Annotated in this window: 21 protein-coding genes and 1 tRNA gene; 6 read left to right on the plus strand and 16 right to left on the minus strand. The window is 64.6% G+C overall.

From position 1 onward, the window contains the following. Positions 1-26 precede the first annotated feature (26 nt). Both ASN89_RS11375 and ASN89_RS11380 read right to left on the minus strand, forming a co-directional pair. Complete coding sequence (locus tag ASN89_RS11375) at positions 27-3,074, minus strand: response regulator (RefSeq protein WP_058049344.1); 3,048 nt, start codon at positions 3,072-3,074, stop codon at positions 27-29. A 95-nt stretch (positions 3,075-3,169) separates the two neighbouring features. Then, entirely contained in the window at positions 3,170-3,367 is a 198-nt protein-coding gene (locus ASN89_RS11380; protein WP_046681876.1) for a cysteine-rich CWC family protein, read from the minus strand. Positions 3,368-3,598: 231 nt separating this feature from the next. On the opposite strand from ASN89_RS11380, the gene argB reads away from it, so the two are divergent. Together argB and ASN89_RS11390 are read left to right on the plus strand one after the other, a co-directional pair. Next, positions 3,599-4,492 carry an acetylglutamate kinase gene (gene argB / locus ASN89_RS11385; RefSeq protein ID WP_010393729.1) on the plus strand — a complete coding sequence of 298 codons (894 nt, stop codon included), beginning with the start codon at positions 3,599-3,601 and terminating at the stop codon, positions 4,490-4,492. 40 nt (positions 4,493-4,532) lie between these two features. Further along, positions 4,533-4,607 (plus strand) — tRNA-Thr (locus tag ASN89_RS11390). A 141-nt stretch (positions 4,608-4,748) separates the two neighbouring features. Here the strand turns inward: ASN89_RS11390 and ASN89_RS11395 are convergent. Continuing rightward, a complete protein-coding gene (locus tag ASN89_RS11395; protein WP_235501948.1) occupies positions 4,749-5,618 on the minus strand; it encodes a TraB/GumN family protein in 870 nt (289 codons plus the stop codon). Between the two features lie 90 nt (positions 5,619-5,708). On the opposite strand from ASN89_RS11395, the gene ASN89_RS11400 reads away from it, so the two are divergent. The 3 genes from ASN89_RS11400 (at position 5,709) to pabB (ending at position 8,981) form a co-directional block, all read left to right on the plus strand. After that, entirely contained in the window at positions 5,709-6,443 is a 735-nt protein-coding gene (locus ASN89_RS11400) for a pyrimidine 5'-nucleotidase (protein ID WP_082127501.1), read from the plus strand. A 102-nt stretch (positions 6,444-6,545) separates the two neighbouring features. Beyond that, positions 6,546-7,121, plus strand: a complete 576-nt coding sequence (slmA, locus tag ASN89_RS11405) for a nucleoid occlusion factor SlmA (protein ID WP_034752791.1) — start codon at positions 6,546-6,548, stop codon at positions 7,119-7,121. Between the two features lie 21 nt (positions 7,122-7,142). Beyond that, positions 7,143-8,981, plus strand: coding sequence for an aminodeoxychorismate synthase component I (gene pabB / locus ASN89_RS11410; protein WP_058049346.1), 1,839 nt, complete (start codon positions 7,143-7,145; stop codon positions 8,979-8,981). On the opposite strand, the gene ASN89_RS11415 is transcribed toward pabB, so the two are convergent. Both ASN89_RS11415 and ASN89_RS11420 read right to left on the minus strand, forming a co-directional pair. Next, a complete protein-coding gene (locus ASN89_RS11415) occupies positions 8,974-9,336 on the minus strand; it encodes a DUF1428 domain-containing protein (protein ID WP_046681873.1) in 363 nt (120 codons plus the stop codon). The genes pabB and ASN89_RS11415 overlap by 8 nt on opposite strands. Positions 9,337-9,451: 115 nt before the next feature. Beyond that, positions 9,452-10,045 (minus strand): glutathione peroxidase, encoded by a 594-nt coding sequence (locus tag ASN89_RS11420; RefSeq protein WP_046682056.1) that lies wholly within the window; start codon positions 10,043-10,045, stop codon positions 9,452-9,454. A gap of 181 nt (positions 10,046-10,226) precedes the next feature. On the opposite strand from ASN89_RS11420, the gene ASN89_RS11425 reads away from it, so the two are divergent. After that, on the plus strand, positions 10,227-11,363 hold the full coding sequence (locus tag ASN89_RS11425) for a hypothetical protein (RefSeq protein ID WP_058049347.1): 1,137 nt from the start codon (positions 10,227-10,229) through the stop codon (positions 11,361-11,363). A gap of 6 nt (positions 11,364-11,369) precedes the next feature. On the opposite strand, the gene gabD is transcribed toward ASN89_RS11425, so the two are convergent. The 11 genes from gabD to xylG form a co-directional block, all read right to left on the minus strand. Next, entirely contained in the window at positions 11,370-12,824 is a 1,455-nt protein-coding gene (gabD, locus tag ASN89_RS11430) for an NADP-dependent succinate-semialdehyde dehydrogenase (RefSeq protein WP_058049348.1), read from the minus strand. Between the two features lie 92 nt (positions 12,825-12,916). Continuing rightward, entirely contained in the window at positions 12,917-13,759 is an 843-nt protein-coding gene (locus tag ASN89_RS11435) for a PPK2 family polyphosphate kinase (protein ID WP_152988541.1), read from the minus strand. Then, entirely contained in the window at positions 13,756-14,178 is a 423-nt protein-coding gene (locus tag ASN89_RS11440; RefSeq protein WP_058049349.1) for a CoA-binding protein, read from the minus strand. Before ASN89_RS11440 ends, ASN89_RS11435 begins: the two co-directional genes overlap by 4 nt. A gap of 65 nt (positions 14,179-14,243) precedes the next feature. Beyond that, entirely contained in the window at positions 14,244-14,897 is a 654-nt protein-coding gene (locus tag ASN89_RS11445; protein WP_058049350.1) for a bifunctional 2-keto-4-hydroxyglutarate aldolase/2-keto-3-deoxy-6-phosphogluconate aldolase, read from the minus strand. A 13-nt stretch (positions 14,898-14,910) separates the two neighbouring features. Continuing rightward, positions 14,911-15,807 carry an SMP-30/gluconolactonase/LRE family protein gene (locus ASN89_RS11450; protein ID WP_414842514.1) on the minus strand — a complete coding sequence of 299 codons (897 nt, stop codon included), beginning with the start codon at positions 15,805-15,807 and terminating at the stop codon, positions 14,911-14,913. A gap of 15 nt (positions 15,808-15,822) precedes the next feature. After that, positions 15,823-17,553: an L-arabinonate dehydratase gene (gene araD, locus ASN89_RS11455; RefSeq protein WP_058049351.1), complete on the minus strand. Its 1,731-nt coding sequence runs from the start codon at positions 17,551-17,553 to the stop codon at positions 15,823-15,825. Further along, on the minus strand, positions 17,550-18,563 hold the full coding sequence (locus tag ASN89_RS11460) for a 2-dehydro-3-deoxygalactonokinase (RefSeq protein WP_058049352.1): 1,014 nt from the start codon (positions 18,561-18,563) through the stop codon (positions 17,550-17,552). Before ASN89_RS11460 ends, araD begins: the two co-directional genes overlap by 4 nt. Before the next feature lie 84 nt (positions 18,564-18,647). Further along, positions 18,648-19,415 carry a hypothetical protein gene (locus tag ASN89_RS11465; RefSeq protein WP_082654528.1) on the minus strand — a complete coding sequence of 256 codons (768 nt, stop codon included), beginning with the start codon at positions 19,413-19,415 and terminating at the stop codon, positions 18,648-18,650. Then, complete coding sequence (locus ASN89_RS11470; protein ID WP_046681867.1) at positions 19,412-20,611, minus strand: XylR family transcriptional regulator; 1,200 nt, start codon at positions 20,609-20,611, stop codon at positions 19,412-19,414. The genes ASN89_RS11465 and ASN89_RS11470 overlap by 4 nt, the downstream gene beginning before the upstream one ends. A 32-nt stretch (positions 20,612-20,643) precedes the next feature. Beyond that, positions 20,644-21,786, minus strand: coding sequence for a sugar ABC transporter permease (locus ASN89_RS11475; RefSeq protein WP_034783811.1), 1,143 nt, complete (start codon positions 21,784-21,786; stop codon positions 20,644-20,646). Next, a complete protein-coding gene (xylG, locus tag ASN89_RS11480) occupies positions 21,783-23,354 on the minus strand; it encodes a D-xylose ABC transporter ATP-binding protein (protein WP_058049354.1) in 1,572 nt (523 codons plus the stop codon). Before xylG ends, ASN89_RS11475 begins: the two co-directional genes overlap by 4 nt. Positions 23,355-23,407 lie beyond the last annotated feature (53 nt).

Consider the following 23,407-nt stretch of genomic DNA (forward strand, 5'->3'; position numbering starts at 1 on the left):
TCCTTCGTTCTGCATCATTATCCTTCTCACAGTGTCAACTCCAGCGCATCGGCCACTTCGCCCAGCTGCGCCAGCGCACCTTCAAAATCGTATTGTCCCAGCATGCGCTTCAACTGACGCGCGTGTTCCGCCTGCCCCGCCGCGACCAGCACGGGGCCGATGCCGTCGAGGTGCTTGACGGCCTGCGCATCGTCCTGCTGCAGCAGCTGCGATAGTTCGCGCAAGCCCGCTTCCAGGTGCGCCCGGTCCACCGGCGCCACGTGCGCCACCGCCGCGCCGCCCGCCTCGGCCGCATGGCCGCGCGACTGCATGGCCAGCACGATCTTCGGCACCAGCTCGTCGAGCGCCAGGGTGCAGGCTGCCAGCGCCTGCGGCAAGCCGTCGTGCGAGCCCAGGCTGAGCAAGTGCTCGACCCGCGCGGCGCTGTCGGCCAGGCCGCCGGCGCCGATATTGCCGGCCAGGCCCTTCAGGGTATGCGCTTCGCGGATGGCCGTCTCAAGCTGGTTGTTCTCGATGGCGGCAACGATGCGCTGCATGGCGTCGAACTGGGTTTCCACAAAACGCTCCAGCAATTTTCGCATCAAAGCGGCATTGCCGCCCACGCGGCGCATGGCCTCCGCCATTTTCAGGCCGGCGATCACGGGCAGCTCCGCTTCCGGCTGCGCCACCACCGCCGCAACTTCCTGCGGCGTGGCCGGCGCGATCCAGCGCGCCAGGGTGCCGAACAGCTGCGCCACGTCGATCGGCTTGGCGATGAAATCGTTCATGCCGGCGTCCAGGCATTTTTCCTTGTCGCCCACCATGGCATTGGCCGTCATGGCGATCACGGGCAAGTTTGAATAACGGGGATCCTGGCGCAGCTTGCGCGTCGCCTGGTAGCCGTCCATCACCGGCATCTGGCAATCCATCAGCACGCCGTCATAGGCGTTTTCCGCGATCTTCGCCAGCGCGATGGCGCCATTGCCCGCGATGTCGACGCGGATGCCGGCGTCGTTGAGGATATGCTGCGCCACTTCCTGGTTCACTTCATTGTCCTCGACCAGCAGCAGCCAGGCGCCGCGCAGGGCGCGTTCGTCGTCGCGGTAGCTGCTCTGGCGCTGCGTCTTGCGGCTCTGCCCCGTCACGCCGCCAAACACGAACGCAATCTGGTCAAGCAGGGTCGAGGCGCTGATCGGCTTGTTCAGTACGCCGTCGAGCGGCAAGTCGCGCTGGCGCGCCGCCTCCAGCAGCGCTTCGCGATGAAAGGCCGTGACCATGATGCAGGCCGGCGTCGCATCGATGCCGGCGGCATCGGCGCGGATGCCGGCCAGGGCATCGAGGCCGTTCATGCCCGGCATTTTCCAGTCCATCAGCACCAGCCCGTACGGCCGCCCCTCGGCGCGCGCCTGCGCCACGGCGCCGATGGCCAGCGCGCCGCCAGACACGGCACGCGCCTCGAAGCCCAGCGCCGTCAGCATGCTGACGAAGATTTCACGCGCGCTGGGGTTGTCGTCGACCACCAGCACCCGCAAGCCATGGAATTGCTGTGGCAATAGCAAATTATCGCGCGGCACGGCGGCCAGGCCGAAGCGGGCCGTGAAGAAAAAGGTGCTGCCCACGCCCGCTTCGCTGACCAGGTCGATCTCGCCTTCCATCATTTCCACCAGCCGCTTGCTGATGGTCAGCCCCAGGCCCGTGCCACCATGGTGGCGCGTGGTGGAGGTGTCGGCCTGGGTAAATGCCTGGAACAATTTGCTGCGCTGGGGCGGCGTGAGGCCAATGCCCGTGTCGCGCACGTCCACGCGCAAGACAGCCGCATGTTCTTCCAGCTGCTGCAGGCGGATGGTGACGACGATCTCGCCCTTGTCCGTAAATTTGATCGCGTTGTTGGTCAGGTTGATCAGCACCTGGCCCAGGCGCAGCGGGTCGCCCTGCAAGGCGTTCGGCACGTCGGGGGCGATGTCGAACAGCAGTTCGAGCCCCTTGTCCTGCGCGCGCATCACGGACAGGTCGGCGATCTGCGCCAGCACGTCCTCGAGGAAGAAATCGACTTTTTCAAAGGCCATCTTGCCCGCCTCGATCTTCGAGAAATCGAGGATGTCGTCGATGATGGCCAGCAGGTTCTTCGACGCCGATTCCACCTTTTCCAGGTAGTTGCGCTGGGTCGACGTGAGTTCCGTCTGCAGCGCCAGGTGGGTCATGCCGATGATGCCGTTCATCGGCGTGCGGATTTCGTGAGACATATTGGCGAGGAAGTCCGACTTCATCTTGGTCGCATCCTCGGCCACTTCGACGGCGTGGCGCAGATCCTGCTCGACGGCCAGGCTGGTGCTCATGTCCTTGAGCGCCTGCAGCAATTCGCCCGTCTCGTCGCGCGACGTCACTTCGATGACGGAACTGAAGTCGCCATTGGCCACGCGCGTGGCGATCGCCACCGCCTCGCCCAGCGGACGCGTGATCGAGCGCGCCGACCACGCAAAGGCGAGACCCGTCAGCAAGGCCGCCAGGCCGATGCCGCCCATCAGCAGCAGCGAGGTGTCGATGTCGTTGCGTATCCTGGCTGCGCTGTCGCGGATCTGCTGCTGCTGCAAGTCGTCGAGCTGGCCCACGTACAGCAGCACTTTTTCCAGCACCGGCAAGGTCTGCGTCTGCACGGCCTGCTCGGCGCGGGCATGCTCGCCGCGTTCGACCAGTTCGAACATCGCCTTGAGCGACACATAGTAGTCGGCGCGCGCCAGGTGCATCTGTTCCAGCAGGCGCCGTTCCTCGGGCCGCGCATCGAGACCGTCGAGGATGCGCACCTGCTCGTCGATGCCCTGCTTGATCGCTTCCAGGCGCGCCTGGTTCGCCTGGCGCAGCGCCAGCTCGTGCTGGTTCGGCAGGTTGCCGATGCGCGTGGCCGCCTCGCGCGCCAGCCCGTGGATCTTGCTGGTGGCCTTGGCGGCGACCCAGTCGCGCTGCAGGATATCGTCCGTCTCGGCGCGGATGGCATAGATGCGGCTGCCAGACAGGACGATGACGACCAGCATCAGCACGATCAACATGGCATAACCGGCATTGATACGCACGCCGATACTGATATCCCTGAAGCGCATGACTTTCCTATAAGAAATTCTTGAAAATCGAAGTCTGAACGTATTCCCCTACAAAATGCAAGGTCTTTTGCAAAGGAAAAAGCACGCCGATGCGCTTATTTGACCGGCGTTGCTGCCGGGCGCGTCAAGGTGGCGATATGGGCTTGCAGACAGGCGGGGCACCAGCAGCCGATGGCGGCGCTGCCGGGCACGGGAACGGCCGGCGGCAGGGAAACGCACCAGCAGGGCTCCTTGGCGTCCGGGTCAAGCTGGCCGCACTGGAAGGCGGCGCCGCACAGGCTGCACTGGCTCATGGCTATGTTTGAAATGGCAAGTGTGTGTCATGCCGCGCCGGGAGGCGACGCAGATGTAACGGGCAGTAAAAGGGCTGGCTGGGGGACATATCGGGCCAGACTATAGGATCATCAGGGAAAATACAACAAGATCGCCCTATAATGCCTCCAGGATTTTCTTCTTCCCTGTAAAATCGCACAAATCTATTTTCCGGACTCGCCATGAATCAACTAGCTAACTTGAACCTGGACATGAATGACGACTTGACGGCGGTGTCGCCGCAGATCAAGGCGCAGATTCTGGCCGAGGCCCTCCCCTACATCCGCAATTTCCACGGCAAGACCATCGTCATCAAATACGGTGGCAACGCCATGACGGACGAACGCCTGAAGCACGGCTTCGCGCGCGACGTCATCCTGCTCAAGCTGGTCGGCATGAACCCCGTCGTGGTACACGGCGGCGGACCGCAGATCGACAACGCGCTGAAAAAAATCGGCAAGCAAGGCACCTTCGTGCAAGGCATGCGCATCACCGATGAAGAAACCATGGAAGTGGTGGAGTGGGTGCTGGGCGGCGAAGTGCAGCAGGATATCGTCATGCTGATCAACCATTACGGCGGCCAGGCCGTGGGCCTGACGGGCAAGGATGGCGGCTTGATCCGCGCGCGCAAGATGCAGATGCCGGACCGCGAACATCCGGGCGAATTCCTCGACATCGGTTTTGTGGGCGAGATCGACGCAATCAACCCGGCCGTCGTCAAGGCGCTGCAGGACGACGCTTTCATTCCCATCATTTCGCCGATCGGTTTCGGCCAGGATGGCCAGGCCTACAACATCAACGCCGATGTCGTGGCGGGCAAGATCGCGGAAATCCTGAAAGCGGAAAAGCTGATCATGATGACCAACATCGCCGGCGTCCAGGACAAGCAGGGCAACCTGGTGACCGACCTGTCGGCGCGCGAAATCGACGAGATGTTCGCCGATGGCACGATCTCGGGCGGCATGCTGCCGAAGATCTCGTCCGCGCTCGACGCCGCCAAGTCCGGCGTGAACACGGTGCACATCATCGACGGCCGCATCGAACACTCATTATTGCTGGAAGTGTTGACCGAGCAGGCTTTTGGTACTATGATCCGTTCGCACTAAAAAATAATTCGGCGCAATTCACCCAGCGCCGATTTTTTATGCCCTTGTAGCTCAGTGGTAGAGCACTCCCTTGGTAAGGGAGAGGCCACGTGTTCGATCCACGTCAAGGGCACCATCGACTTATCCCCATATCTGAAAAATGTCCATGGCTGCGTTGCCTCGCCTCGCCGTACATGCGTACTGTCTTCGGCTCGGCGCCTTGCCCTGAACACTTTTCATCTGCTCTGCTATCTGTCGCCCGCATCTCCTCCGCGTTTCAATACACCCGTTCCACCTTCAAGCCCTTCTGGCGCAACAGCTCCGGCACGCTTTTCGTTCCCACCAGGTGCAGCACGCCGATGGCGGCCAGGCTGGACTTTTCGCGCGCAAGCAACTTGGCGATGCCGTCGGCCAGGGCGGGGTTGCGGCCGTCCAGCAACACTTTTTGCACGAACTGCGCGGCGAACGAGGGGTCTGTGGCTGCTTTGGCGGCCAGCTTGTCGAAGGCGGCCGCGTCGGCCGTGCGCCAGGCGTTGGCGATGTCGCGTGCTTCCTGGCTTTGTTCCTGGTCTTCGATCGACGCCACGCCGTCTTCCAGGAAGCGGCACTGGTCGACCGGCGACATGGCGCCGAACAGCGCCATCTGGCCTTCCATCGATTCGAGTTCCAGCACGGGGATCTTGCGCGCCATGGCTTGCTGCGACAGGTAATTGTCGACGGCCAGGTCGGAGCGGTAACCAAGCGTGGAAAATTCGCCGATGGCCAGCACGCTGGCCAGCATCCACGGCTTCATCGGCGCCACCGCTTCGGGCGCAATGCCGTATTTTTGCAACAGCGGCGCCAGACGCGGCGCCAGGGTCTGGCGGCAGTCAGAAGGCACTTTGCTGCCCGGCGCCTCCATGCCGTATTTGAGCACGGCGCTGACGGCCTTGCGCGGATCGGCACCGGGATCGATCTCCAGCGCCAGCGCGCCGGCGCCGTCCAATGCCTGCGTCACGGTCGGCTCGAGCGGGTAAAAATCGGGCGCGCCGACATGGATGGTGCCGAACAGATACAGGGTGTGACTGGCGTCCTGCACCTTGAACAAGGCACCCCGGTTTTGCGCCACTGGCGGCGCTTCGGCCAAGGCCGCCTGCAACGGCAGCAAGAATAATCCGCAAAACATCACTATAATCTGGCGTCGCATGGTTTTCCTGATTGTTGAATTTTTCATCTTCTCTCGCTAGCAAAGACTCCTGTGCCTGTGTCCCATCTTAACCGCTCGTCGCCGGTCTGGCTGTTTGACCTCGACAACACGCTGCACAATGCCTCGCACGCCATCTTCCCCACCATCACGGCCAATATGAACACGTATATTGCCCGCGTACTGGGCGACGGCGTGACGCCGGCCGACGACGCCATCGTCAATGCGGCGCGCGCGGCCTACTGGCGCCGCTATGGCGCCACCTTGCTGGGCATGGTCAAGCACCACCAGGTGCAGGCCGCGCATTTTCTGCACGAGACGCATGCGTTCGACGATTTGCGCGCCATGATACGCGCCGAGCGGGGCCTGGGGGCTTTACTCAAACGCCTGCCTGGCCGTAAAATTTTACTCACCAACGCGCCGCTGCGCTATTCGAGCGACGTGATGCGCCACCTGGGCTTGCGCCGGCACTTTTCACACCACGTCGCCATCGAGGCGATGCATGTGCACCGCCAGCTGCGGCCCAAGCCATCGACCCTGATGCTGCGCAAACTGATGCGCAAGCACCACATCCGCCCCGGCCGCTGCATCCTGGTGGAAGACACCCTGGCCAACCTGAAGGGTGCGAAAAAACTGGGCCTGCGCACGGCCTGGATCACGCAATACCTGAAAATGGCCGATCCGATCGGCGTGGCGAAGTTGCCCAAGGCGTTAAATCGCCCCGCTTACGTCGATGTCAAAGTAAAATCTGTCCGGCATTTGGCACGCCGCCTTCACCGTCTGCGTTGAAGGGGATTCCTGGGCTTCCGGTTGACGCTGGAAGCCGCACCGCTAGCGGCGGTGACGGACCTCCCCATCAAGGCAGCATTTTTTTTAACGACAAGAGAAAATATGGCAAGCACACCGCCGGGCCAACGCAGGCTACAAATTCTTCAGGCCCTCGCCGCAATGCTGGAGCAGCCGAAAGGCGAAAAGATCACCACCGCCGCACTGGCGGCCAGACTGACCGTATCGGAAGCGGCCCTGTACCGCCATTTCGCCAGCAAGGCGCAAATGTTCGAAGGGCTGATCGAATTCATCGAGTCGAGCGTTTTCGGCCTGATCAACCAGATCGCGGAAAAGCACAGCGACGGCATGACGCAGACGCGCGACATCATCGGCATGCTGCTCAATTTCGCCATCAGCAATCCGGGCATGACGCGCGTGCTGATCGGCGATGCGCTGGTCAATGAGGACGAGCGCCTGCAAGTGCGCATGAACCAGTTCTACGACCGCGTGGAACTGGCGCTCAAGCAGGCCTTGCGCGTGGCGGCCGCCGAAGGCCATGGCAAGGAAAGCGAAGTGGCGGCGCGCGCCACCCTGATCGTCAGCTTCGTCATCGGGCGCTGGCACCGCTACGCCAAGAGCGGCTTCAAGATCAATCCATCCCAGGAAGCGGCGCTGCAAATCGCCATGCTGCTGGGGTAACTCACCGCCGCAGCTGTCCCCATGCATACCGACTGTTTCGCCCTGCTCGACGACGCCAGCACACCCGGCGCCGGTTCGCGCCTGTACACGGGCCTGGCGGCGGTCTTGCGCTGCACCGAGGGGCAACAGTGGCCGGCCCTGCTCGAAGGGCTGCAAGAGGCCTTGCAACGCGGCCAGCACGCCGTCAGCGTGTGCAGCTACGAACTGGGTGCGCACTTGCTGGCCATGCCGCCGCGCGCGGTCGGCCTTGACGCGCCGCCGCTGGCGCAAGTGCTCGTCTTTGAGCATTGCACGCAGCTGTCGCAGGACGACGTGGCGCAGTGGCTGGACGCGCGCGTCGACGCGGACGCCGCGCCGGCCGGCGTGGCCGATATCCGCGCGAACGTGGATCAAGCCGAATTTACGCGCGCACTGCACCGCATCCACGACTACATCGTGGCCGGCGACACCTATCAGGTCAACTACACGTATCGTTTGCGCTTCGACGCCTTCGGCTCGCCCCTGGCCCTGTATGCGCGGCTGCGCGCGCGCCAGCCCGTGCCCTACGGCGCGCTGGTAATGCTGCCCGATGGCGGCGCCCTGCTGTCGCTGTCGCCGGAGCTGTTCGTGCGCCATGCGCAGGGAGAATTGACGGCGCGTCCCATGAAAGGCACGGCGCCGGCCGCCCCTGCGGATCAAACGGCAGAAAACGCGCGCCGCGCCGCCGCCCTGGCCAGCGACCCAAAAAACCGCGCGGAAAACCTGATGATCGTCGACCTGCTGCGCAACGACATCGGCCGCATCGCCGCCACAGGCTCCGTCAAGGTGCCCGCCTTGTTCGAGGTGACGCGCTACAGCAGCGTGCTGCAAATGACCTCCACCGTGCAGGCGCGCCTGTGCGACGACGCCAGCCTGGCCGACATCTTCCAGGCCTTGTATCCGTGCGGCTCGATCACGGGCGCGCCGAAACGCCGCACCATGGAAATCATCGCCGAACTGGAAGGGGCGCCGCGCGGCATCTATACGGGCGCCATCGGCTGGTTCGATCCGCCAGCCGCCGGCGCTGCCCACGCGGTGGGCGACTTTTGCATGTCCGTGCCGATCCGCACCCTGGCCCTGCAGCCGGCTGGGCCTGGAGGTATCCGGCGCGGCGAGATGGGCGTGGGCGCCGGCATCGTCCTCGACAGCGATCCGCACGAGGAATTTGCGGAGTGCCAGCTCAAGGCCCGCTTCCTCACGGGCCTCACGAACGACTTCGAACTGTTCGAAACCCTGCACGCGAGCCGCGACCATGGCTGCCGCCAGCAGGAGCGCCACCTGGCGCGCCTGGCCGCCTCCAGCGCCTACTTCGGTTTTAGCTGGGATGCCGACGCTGCCCGCGCCGCGCTGCAGGCGGCTTGCGCGGCGCGCCCCGACGATGTCCCTTTTCGCCTGCGCCTGGCGCTGCGCCAGGACGGCCAGTTCACGACGCAAAGCGGCGCGCTCACCGCCTTGCCGGAAACGGTCAACGTCATGCTGGCGCCCGACACAACGATTGCCGACGACCTGTTCCTGCGCCACAAGTGCAGCGTGCGCGCGCGCTACGACTCTGCCTGGCGCGCGGCCGAGGCGCAAGGCGGCTTCGACATGCTGTTCTTTAACGAGCGTGGCGAGCTGACGGAGGGCGGGCGCAGCAATGTCTTCGTGCAGCTGGACGGCCGCTGGCACACGCCGCCCCTGTCCTGCGGCCTGCTGCCCGGCGTGCAGCGCGCGGCCATGCTGGCCGATCCCGCCTGGAATGCGCAGGAAACCATCATCACGCGCGCCATGCTGGCGCGGGCCGAAGCGATCGTCGTGTGCAATGCGCTGCGCGGGGTGATCCCCGCAAAGCTGGTTATTTGATATCCACCTGCATTTCATAGCCGCCATAGATCATCCGCTTGCCATCGAACGGCAGCTTGGCCGGGTCCATCATCTCGGCCAGGCGCGGGTCTTTCATGACCTTGTCGTTGATTTCATCGCGCTTGGCGCGCGACTCATACACGATCCATGAAAACACCACCACTTCGCCATCCTGCAAGTCCACCGCCTGCGGGAACGAGGTCAGCTTGCCCGGCTTGACATCGTCGCCCACGCATTCGCGAAATTCCAGCGCGCCGTACTCGCGCCAGACGGCGCCGCAGCTGCGCGACATGGCCAGGTAGGCATCGAGCTTGGCTTTCGGTACGGGCACGACAAATCCATCGACATACGCCATGATGTTCTCCTTTGTTGTGACAAACGCGAACAACCAGCTTAGGACAATGATGGCAAGACGACAAGCGCGGCATTAAAAAAAAGCAGGCGTTCAAGCCTGCTTGTGTGTCGGCAACTTACAGCGCCAGCGCTTTTTCCACCGCGCCAACGAGTTTCTTGTCGTCCGGCGTCACCTTGCTGGGGAAGCTTTCCACCACTTTGCCGTGGCGGTCGATCAGGTATTTATGGAAATTCCAGGCCGGGGTCTTGCCCGTCTGCTTGATCAGGTCCACGTACAGCGGGTTCGGCGCGGGGCCGGAGACGACCGACTTCGAAAACATGGGGAACTTCACGCCATAGGTGTTGTAGCAGAAATCGGCGATTTCCTTGCTGTTGCCCGGTTCCTGCTTGCCGAAATCGTTCGACGGAAAGCCCAGCACCACCAGGCCCTTGCTGCCGTACTTGGCGTACAGCGCCTCGAGCCCTTCATATTGATTGGTAAAACCGCAATAGCTGGCCGTATTCACCACCAGCACGACCTTGCCTGCGTACTGGCACAGGTTTTGCGGCGCCTCATCCTGCAAGCGGTTGAAGGTCTGCTTGAGGATGGCGGGGCAAGCGGCCGGCGCAGCGGCAGCTGTCGCGGTGTCGGCGGCATGGGCCGGCATGGCCAGGCTGGCGCCGGCGGCAAGGGTGGTGAGCGCAAACAGCTGGGCAAGAGTCTTGGACATGAAGGGCACCATGGTTGAACGGAAAAAAACCATTCTATGTCAAACGCCGCGCGCGCGTACAAGACGGACAACAACAGCGATTGCTTGAGCGACATCAACGACGGCGCAGTACTTTCCCAAAGCACAGTTTTTTTACCTATGCTCGGCCTTCCTGTCCCTTTCCCTGCCTTGTGGAGTCACCATGCCCTTCCCGCACCTGACCGCGCACCTGACCGCATTACCCACCGCCCTGCTGGCCGCCAGCCTGCTCATCCTGGCGCCAGGCGACGCGCACGCCGCCACGACGGCCAAAGCCGCCAAGCCCGCCGCGACCAAGGATGCGCCCGCCCTGCCCGCCTACCAGGCCGACCTGAGCCAGACAACGGTGTCCGGCCTGTCCTCGGGCGGCTTCATGGCGGCGCAGTTTGCCGTCGCCTACTCGGCCACGGTGGCCGGCGCCGGCATCATCGCGGGCGGCCCGTATTTCTGCTCCGGCCAGCCGGGCCGCTTCCCCTACATTCCCTACCTGACGAATGCCTTGAGCACCTGCATGAATCCCGGCAGCGCGCAGGTGGCGCCGCCTGTCGCCAGCGAATTGCTGCGCGCGGCGAACGATTTTGCGCGCGCAAATCTCATCGACGACACGGCCAACCTGAAACGCCAGCGCGTGTATCTGTTCAGCGGAACGAAAGACCAGACCGTGACGCGGCCGGTGGTGGAGCAGGTGGGGAAATTCTATCAACTGGCGGGCACGCCGGCGGTGCAGATCCGCTTCGTCGACACGCTGGGCGCGGGCCACGCCATCGTCACCGACAGCAATGCCGACAAGCCTTGCGCCGTGACGGAGTCGCCCTTCATCAACGACTGCGACTACACGCAGGCGCGCGACATCCTGCAGCACCTGTACCCGGACCTGCAACCGTCGGCGACCACCCTGACGGGCAAGCTGATCGCCTTCAACCAGCGCAGCTTCATCCAGAACGCCTACTCGAGCATGAACAATACGGGCTACGCCTACATCCCGAAAGCCTGCGACAGCGAGAGCTGCCGCGTGCACGTGGTGTTCCACGGCTGCCTGCAAACGACGCAGGCCATCGGCGACCGTTTCTATACCAGCACCGGCTACAACCAGGTGGCCGACGCCAACAAGATCATCGTGCTGTATCCGCAAGCAGAACCGAGCCCCGTCTACCCGTACAACCCGAAGGGCTGCTGGGATTTCTGGGGCTACACCAGCATCAATCCGATCGACCCGGATTTCTACCGCAAGAGCGGCACGCAGATGGAGGCGGTCAAGGGCATGCTGGGCCGCCTCGCCGCGCGCCGCGGCTCGCGTTAACCTGCCTTAGATCCCGCCCATGCAGATGTATTTGATAACGAGATAGTCCTCGATACCGTAGGTCGACCCTTCACGGCCCAGGCCCGATTGCTTGACGCCGCCGAAGGGGGCGATCTCGTTCGAGATCAGGCCCGTGTTGACGCCAACCATGCCCGTTTCCAGGCCTTCGGCCACTCTCCAGATGCGGCCGATGTCGCGCGAATAGAAGTAGGCGGCCAGGCCGAATTCCGTGTCGTTCGCCAGGGCGATCACTTCATCGTCCGTCTTGAAGCGGAACAGGGGCGCCAGCGGGCCGAAGGTTTCCTCGGTGGCCACGCGCATGTCGTTCGTCACGTCGGCGATGATGGTCGGCTCGAAGAAGCCATTGCCCAGCGCATGGCGCTTGCCGCCGGCCAGCAGGCGCCCGCCCTTGCCCAGCGCGTCGGCCACGTGTTCTTCCACCTTGGCGACGGCCTTGGCGTCGATCAGCGGACCTTGCGTGACGCCCGCCTCGATGCCATTGCCCACCTTCAGCTTGGCCACGGCCGCCACCAGCTTGTCGGCAAACGCGTCATACACGCTATCCTGCACGTACAGGCGGTTGGCGCACACGCAGGTCTGGCCCGCGTTGCGGTATTTCGAGGCGATGGCGCCTTCCACGGCCGCGTCCAGGTCGGCGTCGTCGAAGACGATGAACGGCGCATTGCCGCCCAGTTCCAGCGACAGTTTCTTGATCGTCGGCGCGCACTGCTCCGCCAGCAAGCGGCCCACCTGGGTCGAGCCCGTAAACGTCAGCTTGCGCACGATGGGGTTCGACGTCATTTCGCCGCCGATGTCTTTCGGCGCGCCCGTGACGATGCTGAACACGCCGGCAGGCACGCCCGCGCGCTCGGCCAGCACGGCCAGCGCCAGCGCGGAAAACGGTGTCGCTTCCGCCGGTTTCAAGACCATCGGACAGCCGGCGGCCAGGGCCGGGCCGACCTTGCGCGTGATCATCGCGGCCGGAAAATTCCACGGCGTGATGGCGGCGCACACGCCGATCGGCTCCTTGGTGATGACGAGGCGGCGATCCGGCCATGGCGATTGCAGGGTGTCGCCCGCGACGCGCTTGCCTTCTTCCGCAAACCACTCGATGAACGAGGCGCCGAACTGCACTTCGCCCTTCGCTTCCGGCAGGGGCTTGCCCTGCTCGGTGGTCATGATCAGCGCCAGGTCATCGGCGTTTTCCAGGATCAGGTCATGCCAGCGGCGCAGCACGGCCGCGCGTTCCTTGGCTGTCTTCTTGCGCCAGGCGGGCCAGGCGGCATTGGCCGCCTCGATGGCGCGGCGCGTCTCGGCTGCGCCCATCAGGGGCACCGTGCCGATATGCTCACCCGTGGCGGGATTGTTCACGTTAATCGTCTGGCCACCATCGGCATCGACCCAGGCTCCATTCACGTAAGCCTGGTGACGCAACAAGGTAGGATCTTTCAACTGCAGCATAAGAATCTCCGGTCTGGTTTGAATTATCGACGAGGGATACTATGCCACAGCGCGGCCGATTCCGCAGGCGCGGCGCGGAACTGGCTCAAGCTCTACTCGACCTTGAAAGACGACAGTTTCGGGTCCGGCGCCGGGTATTCCAGCTTCATGCCCTGCAGGGTTTCCAGCAACAGGGACGCGACCACGAGGTTGCGCTGCGTCTTGGAGTTCGATGGCACCACGTACCACGGCGCGTGGTCGGCATCCGTTTCGCGGATCGCCGTTTCATAGGCGCGCTGGTAGCCATCCCACTTCTTGCGCTGGGCGATATCGTTGGGGTCGAACTTCCACTGGCGGTCGGGATCGTCAAGCCGCTCCTGCAGCCGTCCCCGTTGCTCATCCTTCGAGATGTGCAGGAAGATTTTCAGGATGACGGTGCCCGTCTCGCTCAACATGCGTTCGAAATCGCGGATCTGCGCGTAGCGGCGCTGGCATTCGGCCTTGTCGATCATGTCCTGCACGCGCGTGATCAGCACATCCTCGTAATGGCTGCGGTTGAAGATGGCGATTTCGCCCTTCACGGGTACGTGCTGGTGCACGCGCCACAGGTAATCGTGCGCCAGTTCGATATCGGTGGGCCCCTTGAACGCGACGGCGCGGATGCCCATCGGGTTGATGTTGCTGAAGATGGCCTTGACCGTGCCATCCTTGCCCGACGTATCCATGCCCTGCAGAACCAGCAGCACCTTCTTTTTGTGCTGCGCATACAGCATGCTCTGGCATTCGGCGATCTGCGCCGTCAGCGCCACGGTTTCCTCGCGGTCCATGGCCTTGCACTGGGCCGGCGTCAGCTTCTTGTTCGCCGCCTTGGTGGCGGCGCCCAGCAGGCGCTTGCCGGCGAAGTCCTCGTCCAGCTCGAAGCCCTTGCCGGCGCGAAATTGCGTGCGCGCCTTCATGCCGCCACCGCCAGCTTGCGGTGCTCAATTTTTGTGCAGTGATCTATCACCACGTCCAGGCCCGCCGCCCGCGCCAGCTGCGCCGCCTGCTCGTTGACGATGTCGAGCTGCAGCCACAGGCAGCCGGCCTTGACGGCGATGGCTTCCTCGGCGATGGGCAGGATATCTTCTGACTTGCGGAAGCAGTCGACGATGTCGATGCGCGCCGGTGCGACGGCAGCCGCCGCCTCCGTCAGGGTGGCGTAGGCGCGCTGTCCCAGCACGTCGCGCCCGGCGAGGGCCGGATTGACGGGCAACACGCGGTAGCCATGGCGCAGCAGGTAGTCGGCCACTTCATGGCTGGCGCGTTCGGGCTTGTCGGACATGCCGACGATGGCGATGATGCGGCTGTCTTGCAGGATGCGGGCGATGTTGGACATATCTGGTCATAGTTGGGCGTGCGACATTGCCCGCCTAGCGTAGCAGATTCCCGTCCCGCCGGGAGCTAGCCAGAAGACTTAGCCTTGCGCACGGCCGCCATCTTCGCCACGAAAGCCTGCGCGCGCGCCGTCACGGCCGCGTAATCGCCCGTGGCGCCAGGGCCACTGAGGCTGCTGCCGATGCCCACGGCCACCGCGCCGCTGGCAAACCATTCATGCAGGTTCTCCACCGTCACGCCGCCCGTCGGCATCAATGGCGCTTGCGGCAGGGGTGCGCGCAGGGCCTTGATGTAGGCGGGGCCGAACATCTCGGCGGGGAAGACCTTGACGATGTCGGCGCCCGCCTGCAGGGCCGTGACGATCTCCGTCGGCGTCATCGCCCCCGGCATGGACAGCACCTGGTAGCGCTGGCACAGCGCGATGGTGTCCACGTTGACGCTGGGCGAAATGATGAACTGGGCGCCGGCCAGGATGGCGGCGCGCGCCGTCTCCGTATCGAGCACGGTGCCCGCGCCCAGCAGCACGTCATGGCCATGGCGTTCGCGCAAGGTGCGCAGCACGCCCAGGGTATCGGGCGTGGTGAACGCCACTTCCAGCGCCGTGACGCCGCCGGCGATGCACGCCTCGGCGATCCGCAGCGCCGCATCGGCCGTATCGGCGCGCACGATGCCGACCATGCCCCGTTCGAGGATGCCATTGAAAACCATGTGTTTTTGCATCTGCTCTCTCCTGTCAGGCCGGCAAGGCGCCAAAGCGCACTTCCGGCAAACCGCGCACGCCTACCTGGCGCGCATGAAACAATCCGCCGGCCAGCGGTTCGCTCGCCAGCTGGGCCGGGGTCAAGCTTTCCTGCGCCGTCGTGACGAACAATTCGTCGTAGTGCGGGCCGCCCAGGCTCACGCAGCTGGGCTGCGAGACGGGCAGGCTGATCTTGCGCTCGACGCTGCCGTCCGGCGCGAAGCGCAAGACCCTGCCCGCGCCCCACTGCGCGCTCCACAGGTAGTCATCCGCATCGATGGTGGCCCCATCGGCGGCGCCCGGTCCCGGATCGAGCACGGCAAACACGCGTACCCGGCTGGCATCGCCTCCCAGGTAATCGTCCCAGCGGTAGATGGCCTTTTTCATCGAGTCGCAGAAGTACATGGCCGTGCCATCGACGCTGAAGCAGATGCTGTTCGAGATGGCGATCTGCGGCAGCGGCAAGCGCTCCAGGGTCAAGTCCAGGTTGAGGCGGTAAAAGCTGCCGATGGCATCGCGGCATGGGCGTTCATCAAGCGTGCCGAAGACAAAGCGTCCCTGGCGGTCGCAGCGGCCATCGTTCAGGCGCGTCATGGGCAAGTCACCCTCCACCGTGTGCAAACGCGTGACGGCCCCGCTGCGCGCGTCAAACCAGGCCAGTCCGGAGGCCAGCCCCAGCAACAGCACCTCGTCGCTATTCGTCAGCGCGAAACACGCCAGGCGCTCGGGCATGGCCCAGCTCTGGCGCTCGCCCGTGGCCAGCACCAGCGCATGCAGCTGGCAGCCTTCGATATTCGTCCAGAAAACGCGGCCGCTGCGTTCGCACCAGCGCACGCCCTCGCCCAGGAAATTCTGCGCATCGACCAGTAATTGGGCCTGTGTCCCCATCATTTTTTTTCCTTCCCGTCAGTGAGATTCGCGCGGAACCGCCGAACCCCGGCAGCCGACGAGGAAGTCCAGGTCCGCGCCTTCGTCGGCCTGCGTCACGTGCTTGATGTACATCGACTGGTAGCCGCCCTTCATGGCCGGCGGCGGTGCGCTCCACTCGGCGCGCCGGCGCGCCAGCTCCGCTTCGTCGACGTCGAGGTGCAAACGGCGTCCCGCCACGTCCAGTTCGATCATGTCGCCATCGCGCACCAGGGCCAGCGGCCCGCCCACGGCCGCTTCCGGCGCCACGTGCAGCACCACCGTGCCGTAGGCCGTGCCGCTCATGCGCGCGTCCGAGATGCGCACCATGTCGCGCACGCCCTGCTCCAGCAGTTTTTTCGGCAGTCCCATATTGCCCACTTCGGCCATGCCCGGATAGCCCTGCGGGCCGCAATTTTGCAGCACCATCACGCAGCTGGCATCGATATCGAGCGCGGGATCGTCGACGCGCTTTTTGTAGTGCTCGATGCTGTTGAAGACGACGGCGCGGCCACGGTGCTGCATCAGCTCGGGCGAAGCGGCCGAAGGCTTGATGACGGCGCCGCGCGGGGCCAGGTTGCCATGCAGGACGGCGATGCCGCCCTCGTCCTTGAATGGCTGCGCCAGCGGCGTGATCACCTCGGGATTGAAATTTTCCGCTTCGGCCACGTTGACGGCCATGGTGGCGCCCGTGACGGTGAGCGCCTCGCCGTGCAATTTGCCCAGCAGGTCGCGGATGATCACGGGCAGGCCGCCCGCATAGTAAAAATCTTCCATCAAGTACTGGCCCGACGGCATCAGGTTCAGCAAGCAGGGAATGTCGCGGCCCAGGCGGTCCCAGTCGCCCAGGCGCATGTCCACGCCGATGCGCCCGGCAATGGCCAGCAGGTGGATCACGGCATTGGTCGAGCCGCCGATGGCGCCGTTGACCATGATGGCGTTTTCAAACGCTTCACGCGTGAGAATCTGCGACAGTTTCAGGTCTTCATGCACCATGTCGACGATGCGCCGGCCCGTCAGTTGCGCCTGCAGTTTGCGGCGCGCATCGACGGCGGGAATGGCCGCGTTGCCGGGCAAGGTCACGCCCAGCGCTTCGACCATGCTGGCCATGGTCGATGCCGTGCCCATCGTCATGCAGTGGCCGGCGGAACGCGACATGCACGATTCGGCCTGCTTGAATTCGGCTGACGTCATGCGCCCGGCGCGCACGTCCTCGGAAAACTTCCACACATCCGTGCCCGAGCCGATCGGCTTGCCCCGGTAATTCCCGTTCAGCATGGGGCCGCCCGACAGCACGATGGTGGGCAAGTCCACGCTGGCCGCGCCCATCAGCAGGGCCGGGGTGGTCTTGTCGCAGCCCGTCAGCAGCACCACGCCGTCGATCGGGTTGGCGCGGATCGATTCCTCGACGTCCATGCTGGCCAGGTTACGGAACAGCATGGCCGTCGGGCGCAGATTCGTCTCGCCCAGCGACATGACGGGAAATTCGACGGGAAAGCCGCCCGCCTCGAGCACGCCGCGCTTGACCATCTCGGCCAGGTCGCGGAAATGGCCATTGCAGGGCGTCAGCTCGGACCAGGTATTGCAGATGCCGATGACGGGACGGCCATCGAAGGCGTCGCTGGGATAGCCCTGGTTCTTCATCCAGCTGCGGTGAATAAAACTGTCCTTGTCGTCGCCACCAAACCACGATTGCGAACGCAAGGGACGCTTGTTCTTGTTGCTGCTCATACTGTCTCCTGCGGGGAAATCAAGCCGCGCGCGGCGGCGATCAGCAGCGCACCGTGACCGGCCAGATAGTCTTGCTGCTGGTCGTCGACGATGATGCGCTTGCCATAAAAAAATCCGTGTTCTTCGATCAGCAGACCGAGCGCCTGGCGCAGCATAGGTTTACCTGTAATGACGAGCGGGCTATCGGGCCGCATCTGGATGGCGGTGCTGTTGCGTAGCGCCAGCAGGTCGCCGCTGAGGACGGCGCCCATCAGGAAATTGGCCCGCTCATTGCATTCGATGGCGCTGAACTGGCCCAGGGTGCGCACGCTGAAGCAGGCGCGCGCCAGCCCCGTTTTTTGCGCCGCGGCCGCGCCGGCCAGCAGCATTTTCGGCACCAGGGTTTGCGCAAAACCGCCATCGACCGACTGCTTGATCAAGGTGTGCTGCGTGATCGCCTGCAGCAGCTCGCCCGCGATGGTGGTGCTGCAGCCGAGGATGCGGCGCTGTTCGTCAACACTGATCAGCTTGGTATGCGAGCCGGGCATGATCAGGGTCGCCGCGCCCCGCAACTGCAAGCGCTCGAGCAGCGCGACGACTTCCGTCTCTTCGCCGCGCATCATGTCCATCGCTTCGACGTTATGCAGGCCGACGGCGCCATGCTGGTTGCGCACGCCCGGAATCAGCCACAGGGGCTGCGCCAGCACGTCGGGCAGGTCCACCGCCTGCATGCCTTGCGCCAGCTGGGCCAGGCCGGCGGGCGCCGGCAGATGCGGCACTTCCCGCACGCCCATGGGCGAAGTGATCATGCCCGAGGCCACTGCCAGGTCCACGTCGGACGGCACGATGCCGGCGCTGGCCAGCACGCTGGCGATGGTGTCGCGCAGCGCCTGTTTCAGCGCGCCGTTATGGCCATCGATGGCCGTATTGCGCACGCCCGTTTCCAGCTGCGCCTGGGCGACGACGGCGCCTGCGCGCCACAGCAAGGTACGCGTATTGGTGGTGCCGGCATCGATGGTGAGTATGTTCATGGGCAGGTTCGCAGCGTCGGTCAGGACAAAAATGAATGAGGGAAAAACTACCTCATGGTAGAACTGCCCCGCATATCTGACCAATCACTTATTTGACATCATTGATACCGGTTCGGATATGTCAAACGCGTCAATATCCTGCACGCCCAATCGGTAGGCGAGGTTGAAGCGCCGCACCTGTCCCGGCTGCAATTGCACGCCCTGCGCCAGCAGGGAAAAACAGCGCGCATCGGAATACAAATGGCAACTGTCCTGCGTGCTGGAAAAACGCAGGACCCGGCCGGAAGCGGGATCGGCGACCCGCGCCGCCTCGCGCAGCTGGCCGCCGCCCGTCCAGTAAAAGTCATGCCGGAATCCCGGCAAGTGCACGAGCGCGGGCCAGGCCAGGCGCGAAGCGAGCGGCGCCGGCTGGCGGAAATCAAACGCGCTGCCCGCCACGTCGAGCGGCGCGCTGCACGCATGGCCACCGGGCCAGTAACGGTCGGCGGCCAGGCGCAGCACATGGTCGCCCACGGCGGCGCGGCCGCCCTGCAGATTGAACAGGGGCGCGGCCAGCGCAAAACGGGAAACCGTATCGGCCGTGGCGACGCAGTCGAGGTGCAGACTGCCATCCTCGTCAAGCCGGTAGGCCAGGCGCACGGACAGGCCGTCGTGCGCCAGGTGCAGCAGCAAGTGGCCGTCGTCCGGCGGTGCGCACTGCCAGACCGTGGACGAGCGCGCAGCAGGGGGGGCGGCGCCCAGCACATCGGCCAGGCGGCCATAGCGGTCGGGCGCCCACCAGGCCCGCACGCTGGCATCGTGCGCGTCGATGGCCACGCGCATGCCGCGCGCATTGCGCAGCAGATGCATCATGGCGCCTGCCCGGGGGCCGGCGGCGGCCGGCTGCGTTGCTGGAATTCGCGCGGCGTGCAACCGAGTTCGCGCTTGAAGACGGCATGCATGTACTGCACCGTGGTAAAGCCGCAACGCACGGCTACCTCAGCCACCTGCCCCGGCCCGCGCGCCAGCAGGGTCTTGGCCGCATCGAGCTTGAAATGCAGGATTTCATCGTGCACGCTGCGCCCCAGCTCGTGGCGGAAGTGCGCTTCCAGCGAGGAGCGCGACACGCCCACGTAATCGGCCACCTGCTCCGTCTTGATGCCCTGGCAGGCGTACTGGCGAATAAAATGGCGCGCCTGCATTACCTGCGGATGCTGGAAAGGCTGGTGGCGCGTGGAGGCAAGCACGTTCAGGCCGGCCGGCGGCACGAGGATGCGCGTGCCGGACAGGCGCGCGCCATTCAGCATCTGGTGCAGCAAGTGCGCCGCCGTGCGGCCCATTTCCTCCGTGCCCTGGATCACGGAACTCAATGGAATGCGCGTGAGCATGCGCGCCAGCGGGTCGTTGTCGATGCCGATCAGGGCCACCTGCTCCGGCACGGCGATCCCCGCATGCATGCACGCTTGCAGCAGCTGGCGCGCGCGCGCGTCGCTGACGGCGATGATGCCGACGGGTTTTTCCAGGCTGTTGAGCCAGGCGATCTGCTGCTCCACCGCTTCGTCCCACGACGGCGCGCTGGTGGCGACGCCCCGGTACACGTCGGCGCGCATGTGGTCGCGCTCCATCAGGGCGCAAAACGCCGTTTCGCGCTCCTGCGCCCAGCGGTTGACGTCGGCCTCGGGCAGGCTGAAGCAGGCGAAACGCGTCAAACCCGCTTCCACCAGGTGTTCATAGGCCAGCTTGACGATCTTGAAATTATCGGTCGCCACATACGGGATGCCGGCCGGGTAATCCTCGGCGCGCGCATACGAGCCGCCCACGGCCACCACGGGCAGGCGGCTGTGCGCCAGCGCTTCACAGACGGCGGGATCGTCGAAATCGGCGATGATGCCGTCGCCCTGCCAGCGCTCGATGCCGGGCAGGCGGCAGCGAAAATCCTCTTCCAGGAACAGGTCCCACGACACGCGCGTCGTGTTCAGGTAGGCGGCGATGCCCGCGATGATGTCGCGGTCGTAGATTTTATTCCCGTTAAACAGCAGCGCGATCCGGTGCGCGGTCGGCATCTTCATGGTGTCTCCTCCCGTGCCAGATCGTTTCACGGCTATCTACGCCCCGCTCGCGTGCTGACATCGACCCACACGGCGAGGGTGAGGATACTGCCTTTCACGATCATCTGCCAGTAGGTGTCCACGTCCAGCATGGACATGCCGTTATCGAGGCTGGCCATGACCAGCGCGCCGATCAGGGCGCCGTACACGGTGCCCGAGCCGCCGCGCATCGAGGTGCCGCCGATGAAGCAGGCGGCGATGGCATCGAGTTCGCTGAAGGTACCGGCCGAGGGCGAACCTGCCGCCAGGCGGCCCGTGTTGATCAGGCCAGCCAGCGCGCACATCAGGCCCATGATGCCAAAGATCCACAGCTTGACGGCTTTCACGTTGATGCCGGACAGACGCGTCGCTTCCATATTGCTGCCGACGGCGTAGATGCGGCGGCCGAACACGGTCTGGCTCGTGATGTAACTGAACAGTCCCAGCAGGGCCAGCAGCAACAGCACGGGCAGCGGGATACCTTCATAGCCGTTCAGGGTTTGCACGAAGGCATACAGCACGGCGCCAATGACGGCCAGGCGCAAGCCGTCGGCCCAGGGCGCCGTCTGCGGCAAGCCATGCTGGGCGCGGCTGGCGCGCGCGCGCCATGTCAAAAAGGCGGCCAGCAGGAACAGGCCGATGCCCAGCACGATGCCGGGCACCGCGGGCAGGTAGCCCTGCCCCAGGTAGACCATCGGCTCGGAGACGGGCGCGATCGTGATGCCGCCCGTGATGCCCAGCAGGATGCCACGGTAAGCGAGCATGCCGCCCAGGCCGACGATGAAGGACGGGATGCCCCGATACGCCGTCAGGTAGCCATTCAAGAGGCCGATCACCAGGCCGCAGCCGAGTACGGCCGCCAGGTTCAGCGCCAGCGGCCAGTGCTGCGTGACGTCCAGCACGGCGGCGATGCCGCCGAGCAGCCCCAGCAGGGAGCCGATCGACAGATCGATCTCGCCGGCGATAATCACCAGCACCATGCCGCAGGCGAGGATGCCGGTGACGGACATCTGGCGCAGCAGGTTAGACAGGTTGCGCGGCGTGAGGAAACTGCCCTCCGTCTTCCACGAAAAGAAGGCCCAGATCAGCGCCACGGCGATCAGCAGGGCCAGCATCTTGTATTGGGTGAACAGCTGTTTGATACTGTGCGGTTTCATGCTGCGGTTTCCTTGTTTGCGGTGTTGGCGGCGGGTGCGGGACGCTGGTCCAGCGCGGCCGCCAGCACGGTTTCCTGGCTCAGACCATCGTTGATAAAGTCGCCGCGCAGGCGGCCTTCGCCCATCACCAGCACGCGGTCGGACACGCCCAGCACTTCGGCCAGTTCCGACGAGACCATGATGATGGCCACGCCCCGGTCGGCCAGCGCCAGCATCAATTTGTAGATTTCATATTTGGCGCCCACATCGACGCCGCGCGTGGGCTCGTCGAGGATCAGCACGCGCGGGCGCGTCAGCAGCATCTTGGCCAGCACGGCCTTTTGCTGGTTGCCGCCCGACAGGCTCGTAATGGGCAGCGACGGGCTGGCCGCCTTCAGTTCCAGCTGCGCGATCTCGCTGCGCACGGCCGTCAATTCCGCCTCGCCATCGATGCGCGTGGCGCGCGCGAATTCTTCCAGCACGGCCAGGGTGATGTTCTGCCCCACGTCGAGGTCGGGCACGATGCCGTGGTGCTTGCGGTCTTCCGGCACCATGGCCAGGCCCATGACAATGGCCTTTTGCGGCGAGCGGGTATCGATCTTGCGGCCATCGAGCCACACTTCGGCCTGGCACGGCCCCTGGTAGGCGCCGAACAGGGCCGAGACGAGCTCCGTGCGCCCCGCCCCCACCAGGCCGGCGATGCCGAGGATCTCGCCCTTGCGCAGGGTGAACGACACATCGTCGACCCGCTTGCGCTGCGGGTTATCGGCATCGATGCACGTCACGTGGCGCGCCTCGAACAGCACTTCGCCGATGGGTGCCGGCTGCGCGCGTTGCGGATACAGCTGGCTCATTTCACGGCCCACCATCTGCGCGATGATGCTCTCGACGTTCATCTGCGCCATCGGCGTGGTGGCGATATGCTTGCCGTCGCGGATGACGACGATGGTGTCGCAGATGGCCGCCACTTCATCGAGCTTGTGCGAAATGTAGATGCAGGTGACGCCCTTGGCTTTCAGCGCGCGCAGGATATCGAGCAGCACGGCGATTTCCGATGCCGTCAGCGACGACGACGGCTCGTCGAGGATCAGCAGGCGCGCATTCTTGTTGAGCGCCTTGGCGATTTCCACCAGCTGCTGGTGGCCGCCGCCGTAATTCATCACGGGCTGCGCCACGTTCAGTTCGGGAATTTTCAGTTCGCGCAGCAACTCGTCGGCGCGCTTGTACATGGCCGCGTAATGCATGCGCCCGCCGGGCAGGGTCAGCTCGCGGCCCATGAAGATATTTTCGGCCACGGACAGCTGCGGCACCAGCATCAGTTCCTGGTGGATGATGATGATGCCCGCGTCTTCCGTGTCGCGGATCGATTGCGCGCGCAGAGGCTGGCCATCCCACAGGATCTCGCCATCCCAGGTGCCGTGCGGGTACACGCCGGACAGCACCTTCATCAGGGTCGACTTGCCGGCGCCATTCTCGCCGCACAAGCCGATGCACTCGCCGGCCCGCACCTGCAGGTCGATGCCGTCAAGCGCACGAACACCGCCAAACTGTTTGACGATGCCTTTCATTTCAAGCAGATAGTCGGACATGCTCACTCTCGTTGCGGATACGGGGGAAATGTCGGATTAGCGGCGCCCATGGC

It is taken from the genome of Janthinobacterium sp. Ant5-2-1, assembly GCF_001445815.1.
Taxonomy (GTDB): domain Bacteria; phylum Pseudomonadota; class Gammaproteobacteria; order Burkholderiales; family Burkholderiaceae_D; genus Janthinobacterium; species Janthinobacterium lividum_E.

Excerpts from the sequence above, each read along its gene's own strand:
- gabD (WP_058049348.1), bottom strand. The coding sequence starts at position 12,824 with ATGCTGCAGTTGAAAGATCCTACCTTGTTGCGTCACCAGGCTTACGTG.
- ASN89_RS11465 (WP_082654528.1), bottom strand. The coding sequence starts at position 19,415 with ATGATGCATCTGCTGCGCAATGCGCGCGGCATGCGCGTGGCCATCGAC.
- ASN89_RS11445 (WP_058049350.1), bottom strand. The coding sequence starts at position 14,897 with ATGCAAAAACACATGGTTTTCAATGGCATCCTCGAACGGGGCATGGTC.
- ASN89_RS11460 (WP_058049352.1), bottom strand. The coding sequence starts at position 18,563 with ATGAACATACTCACCATCGATGCCGGCACCACCAATACGCGTACCTTG.
- ASN89_RS11470 (WP_046681867.1), bottom strand. The coding sequence starts at position 20,611 with ATGAAGATGCCGACCGCGCACCGGATCGCGCTGCTGTTTAACGGGAAT.
- ASN89_RS11435 (WP_152988541.1), bottom strand. The coding sequence starts at position 13,759 with ATGAAGGCGCGCACGCAATTTCGCGCCGGCAAGGGCTTCGAGCTGGAC.
- araD (WP_058049351.1), bottom strand. The coding sequence starts at position 17,553 with ATGAGCAGCAACAAGAACAAGCGTCCCTTGCGTTCGCAATCGTGGTTT.
- ASN89_RS11375 (WP_058049344.1), bottom strand. The coding sequence starts at position 3,074 with ATGCGCTTCAGGGATATCAGTATCGGCGTGCGTATCAATGCCGGTTAT.
- argB (WP_010393729.1), top strand. The coding sequence starts at position 3,599 with ATGAATGACGACTTGACGGCGGTGTCGCCGCAGATCAAGGCGCAGATT.
- ASN89_RS11425 (WP_058049347.1), top strand. The coding sequence starts at position 10,227 with ATGCCCTTCCCGCACCTGACCGCGCACCTGACCGCATTACCCACCGCC.
- ASN89_RS11440 (WP_058049349.1), bottom strand. The coding sequence starts at position 14,178 with ATGTCCAACATCGCCCGCATCCTGCAAGACAGCCGCATCATCGCCATC.
- ASN89_RS11420 (WP_046682056.1), bottom strand. The coding sequence starts at position 10,045 with ATGTCCAAGACTCTTGCCCAGCTGTTTGCGCTCACCACCCTTGCCGCC.
- ASN89_RS11475 (WP_034783811.1), bottom strand. The coding sequence starts at position 21,786 with ATGAAACCGCACAGTATCAAACAGCTGTTCACCCAATACAAGATGCTG.
- ASN89_RS11450 (WP_414842514.1), bottom strand. The coding sequence starts at position 15,807 with ATGATGGGGACACAGGCCCAATTACTGGTCGATGCGCAGAATTTCCTG.
- slmA (WP_034752791.1), top strand. The coding sequence starts at position 6,546 with ATGGCAAGCACACCGCCGGGCCAACGCAGGCTACAAATTCTTCAGGCC.
- pabB (WP_058049346.1), top strand. The coding sequence starts at position 7,143 with ATGCATACCGACTGTTTCGCCCTGCTCGACGACGCCAGCACACCCGGC.
- xylG (WP_058049354.1), bottom strand. The coding sequence starts at position 23,354 with ATGTCCGACTATCTGCTTGAAATGAAAGGCATCGTCAAACAGTTTGGC.
- ASN89_RS11380 (WP_046681876.1), bottom strand. The coding sequence starts at position 3,367 with ATGAGCCAGTGCAGCCTGTGCGGCGCCGCCTTCCAGTGCGGCCAGCTT.
- ASN89_RS11415 (WP_046681873.1), bottom strand. The coding sequence starts at position 9,336 with ATGGCGTATGTCGATGGATTTGTCGTGCCCGTACCGAAAGCCAAGCTC.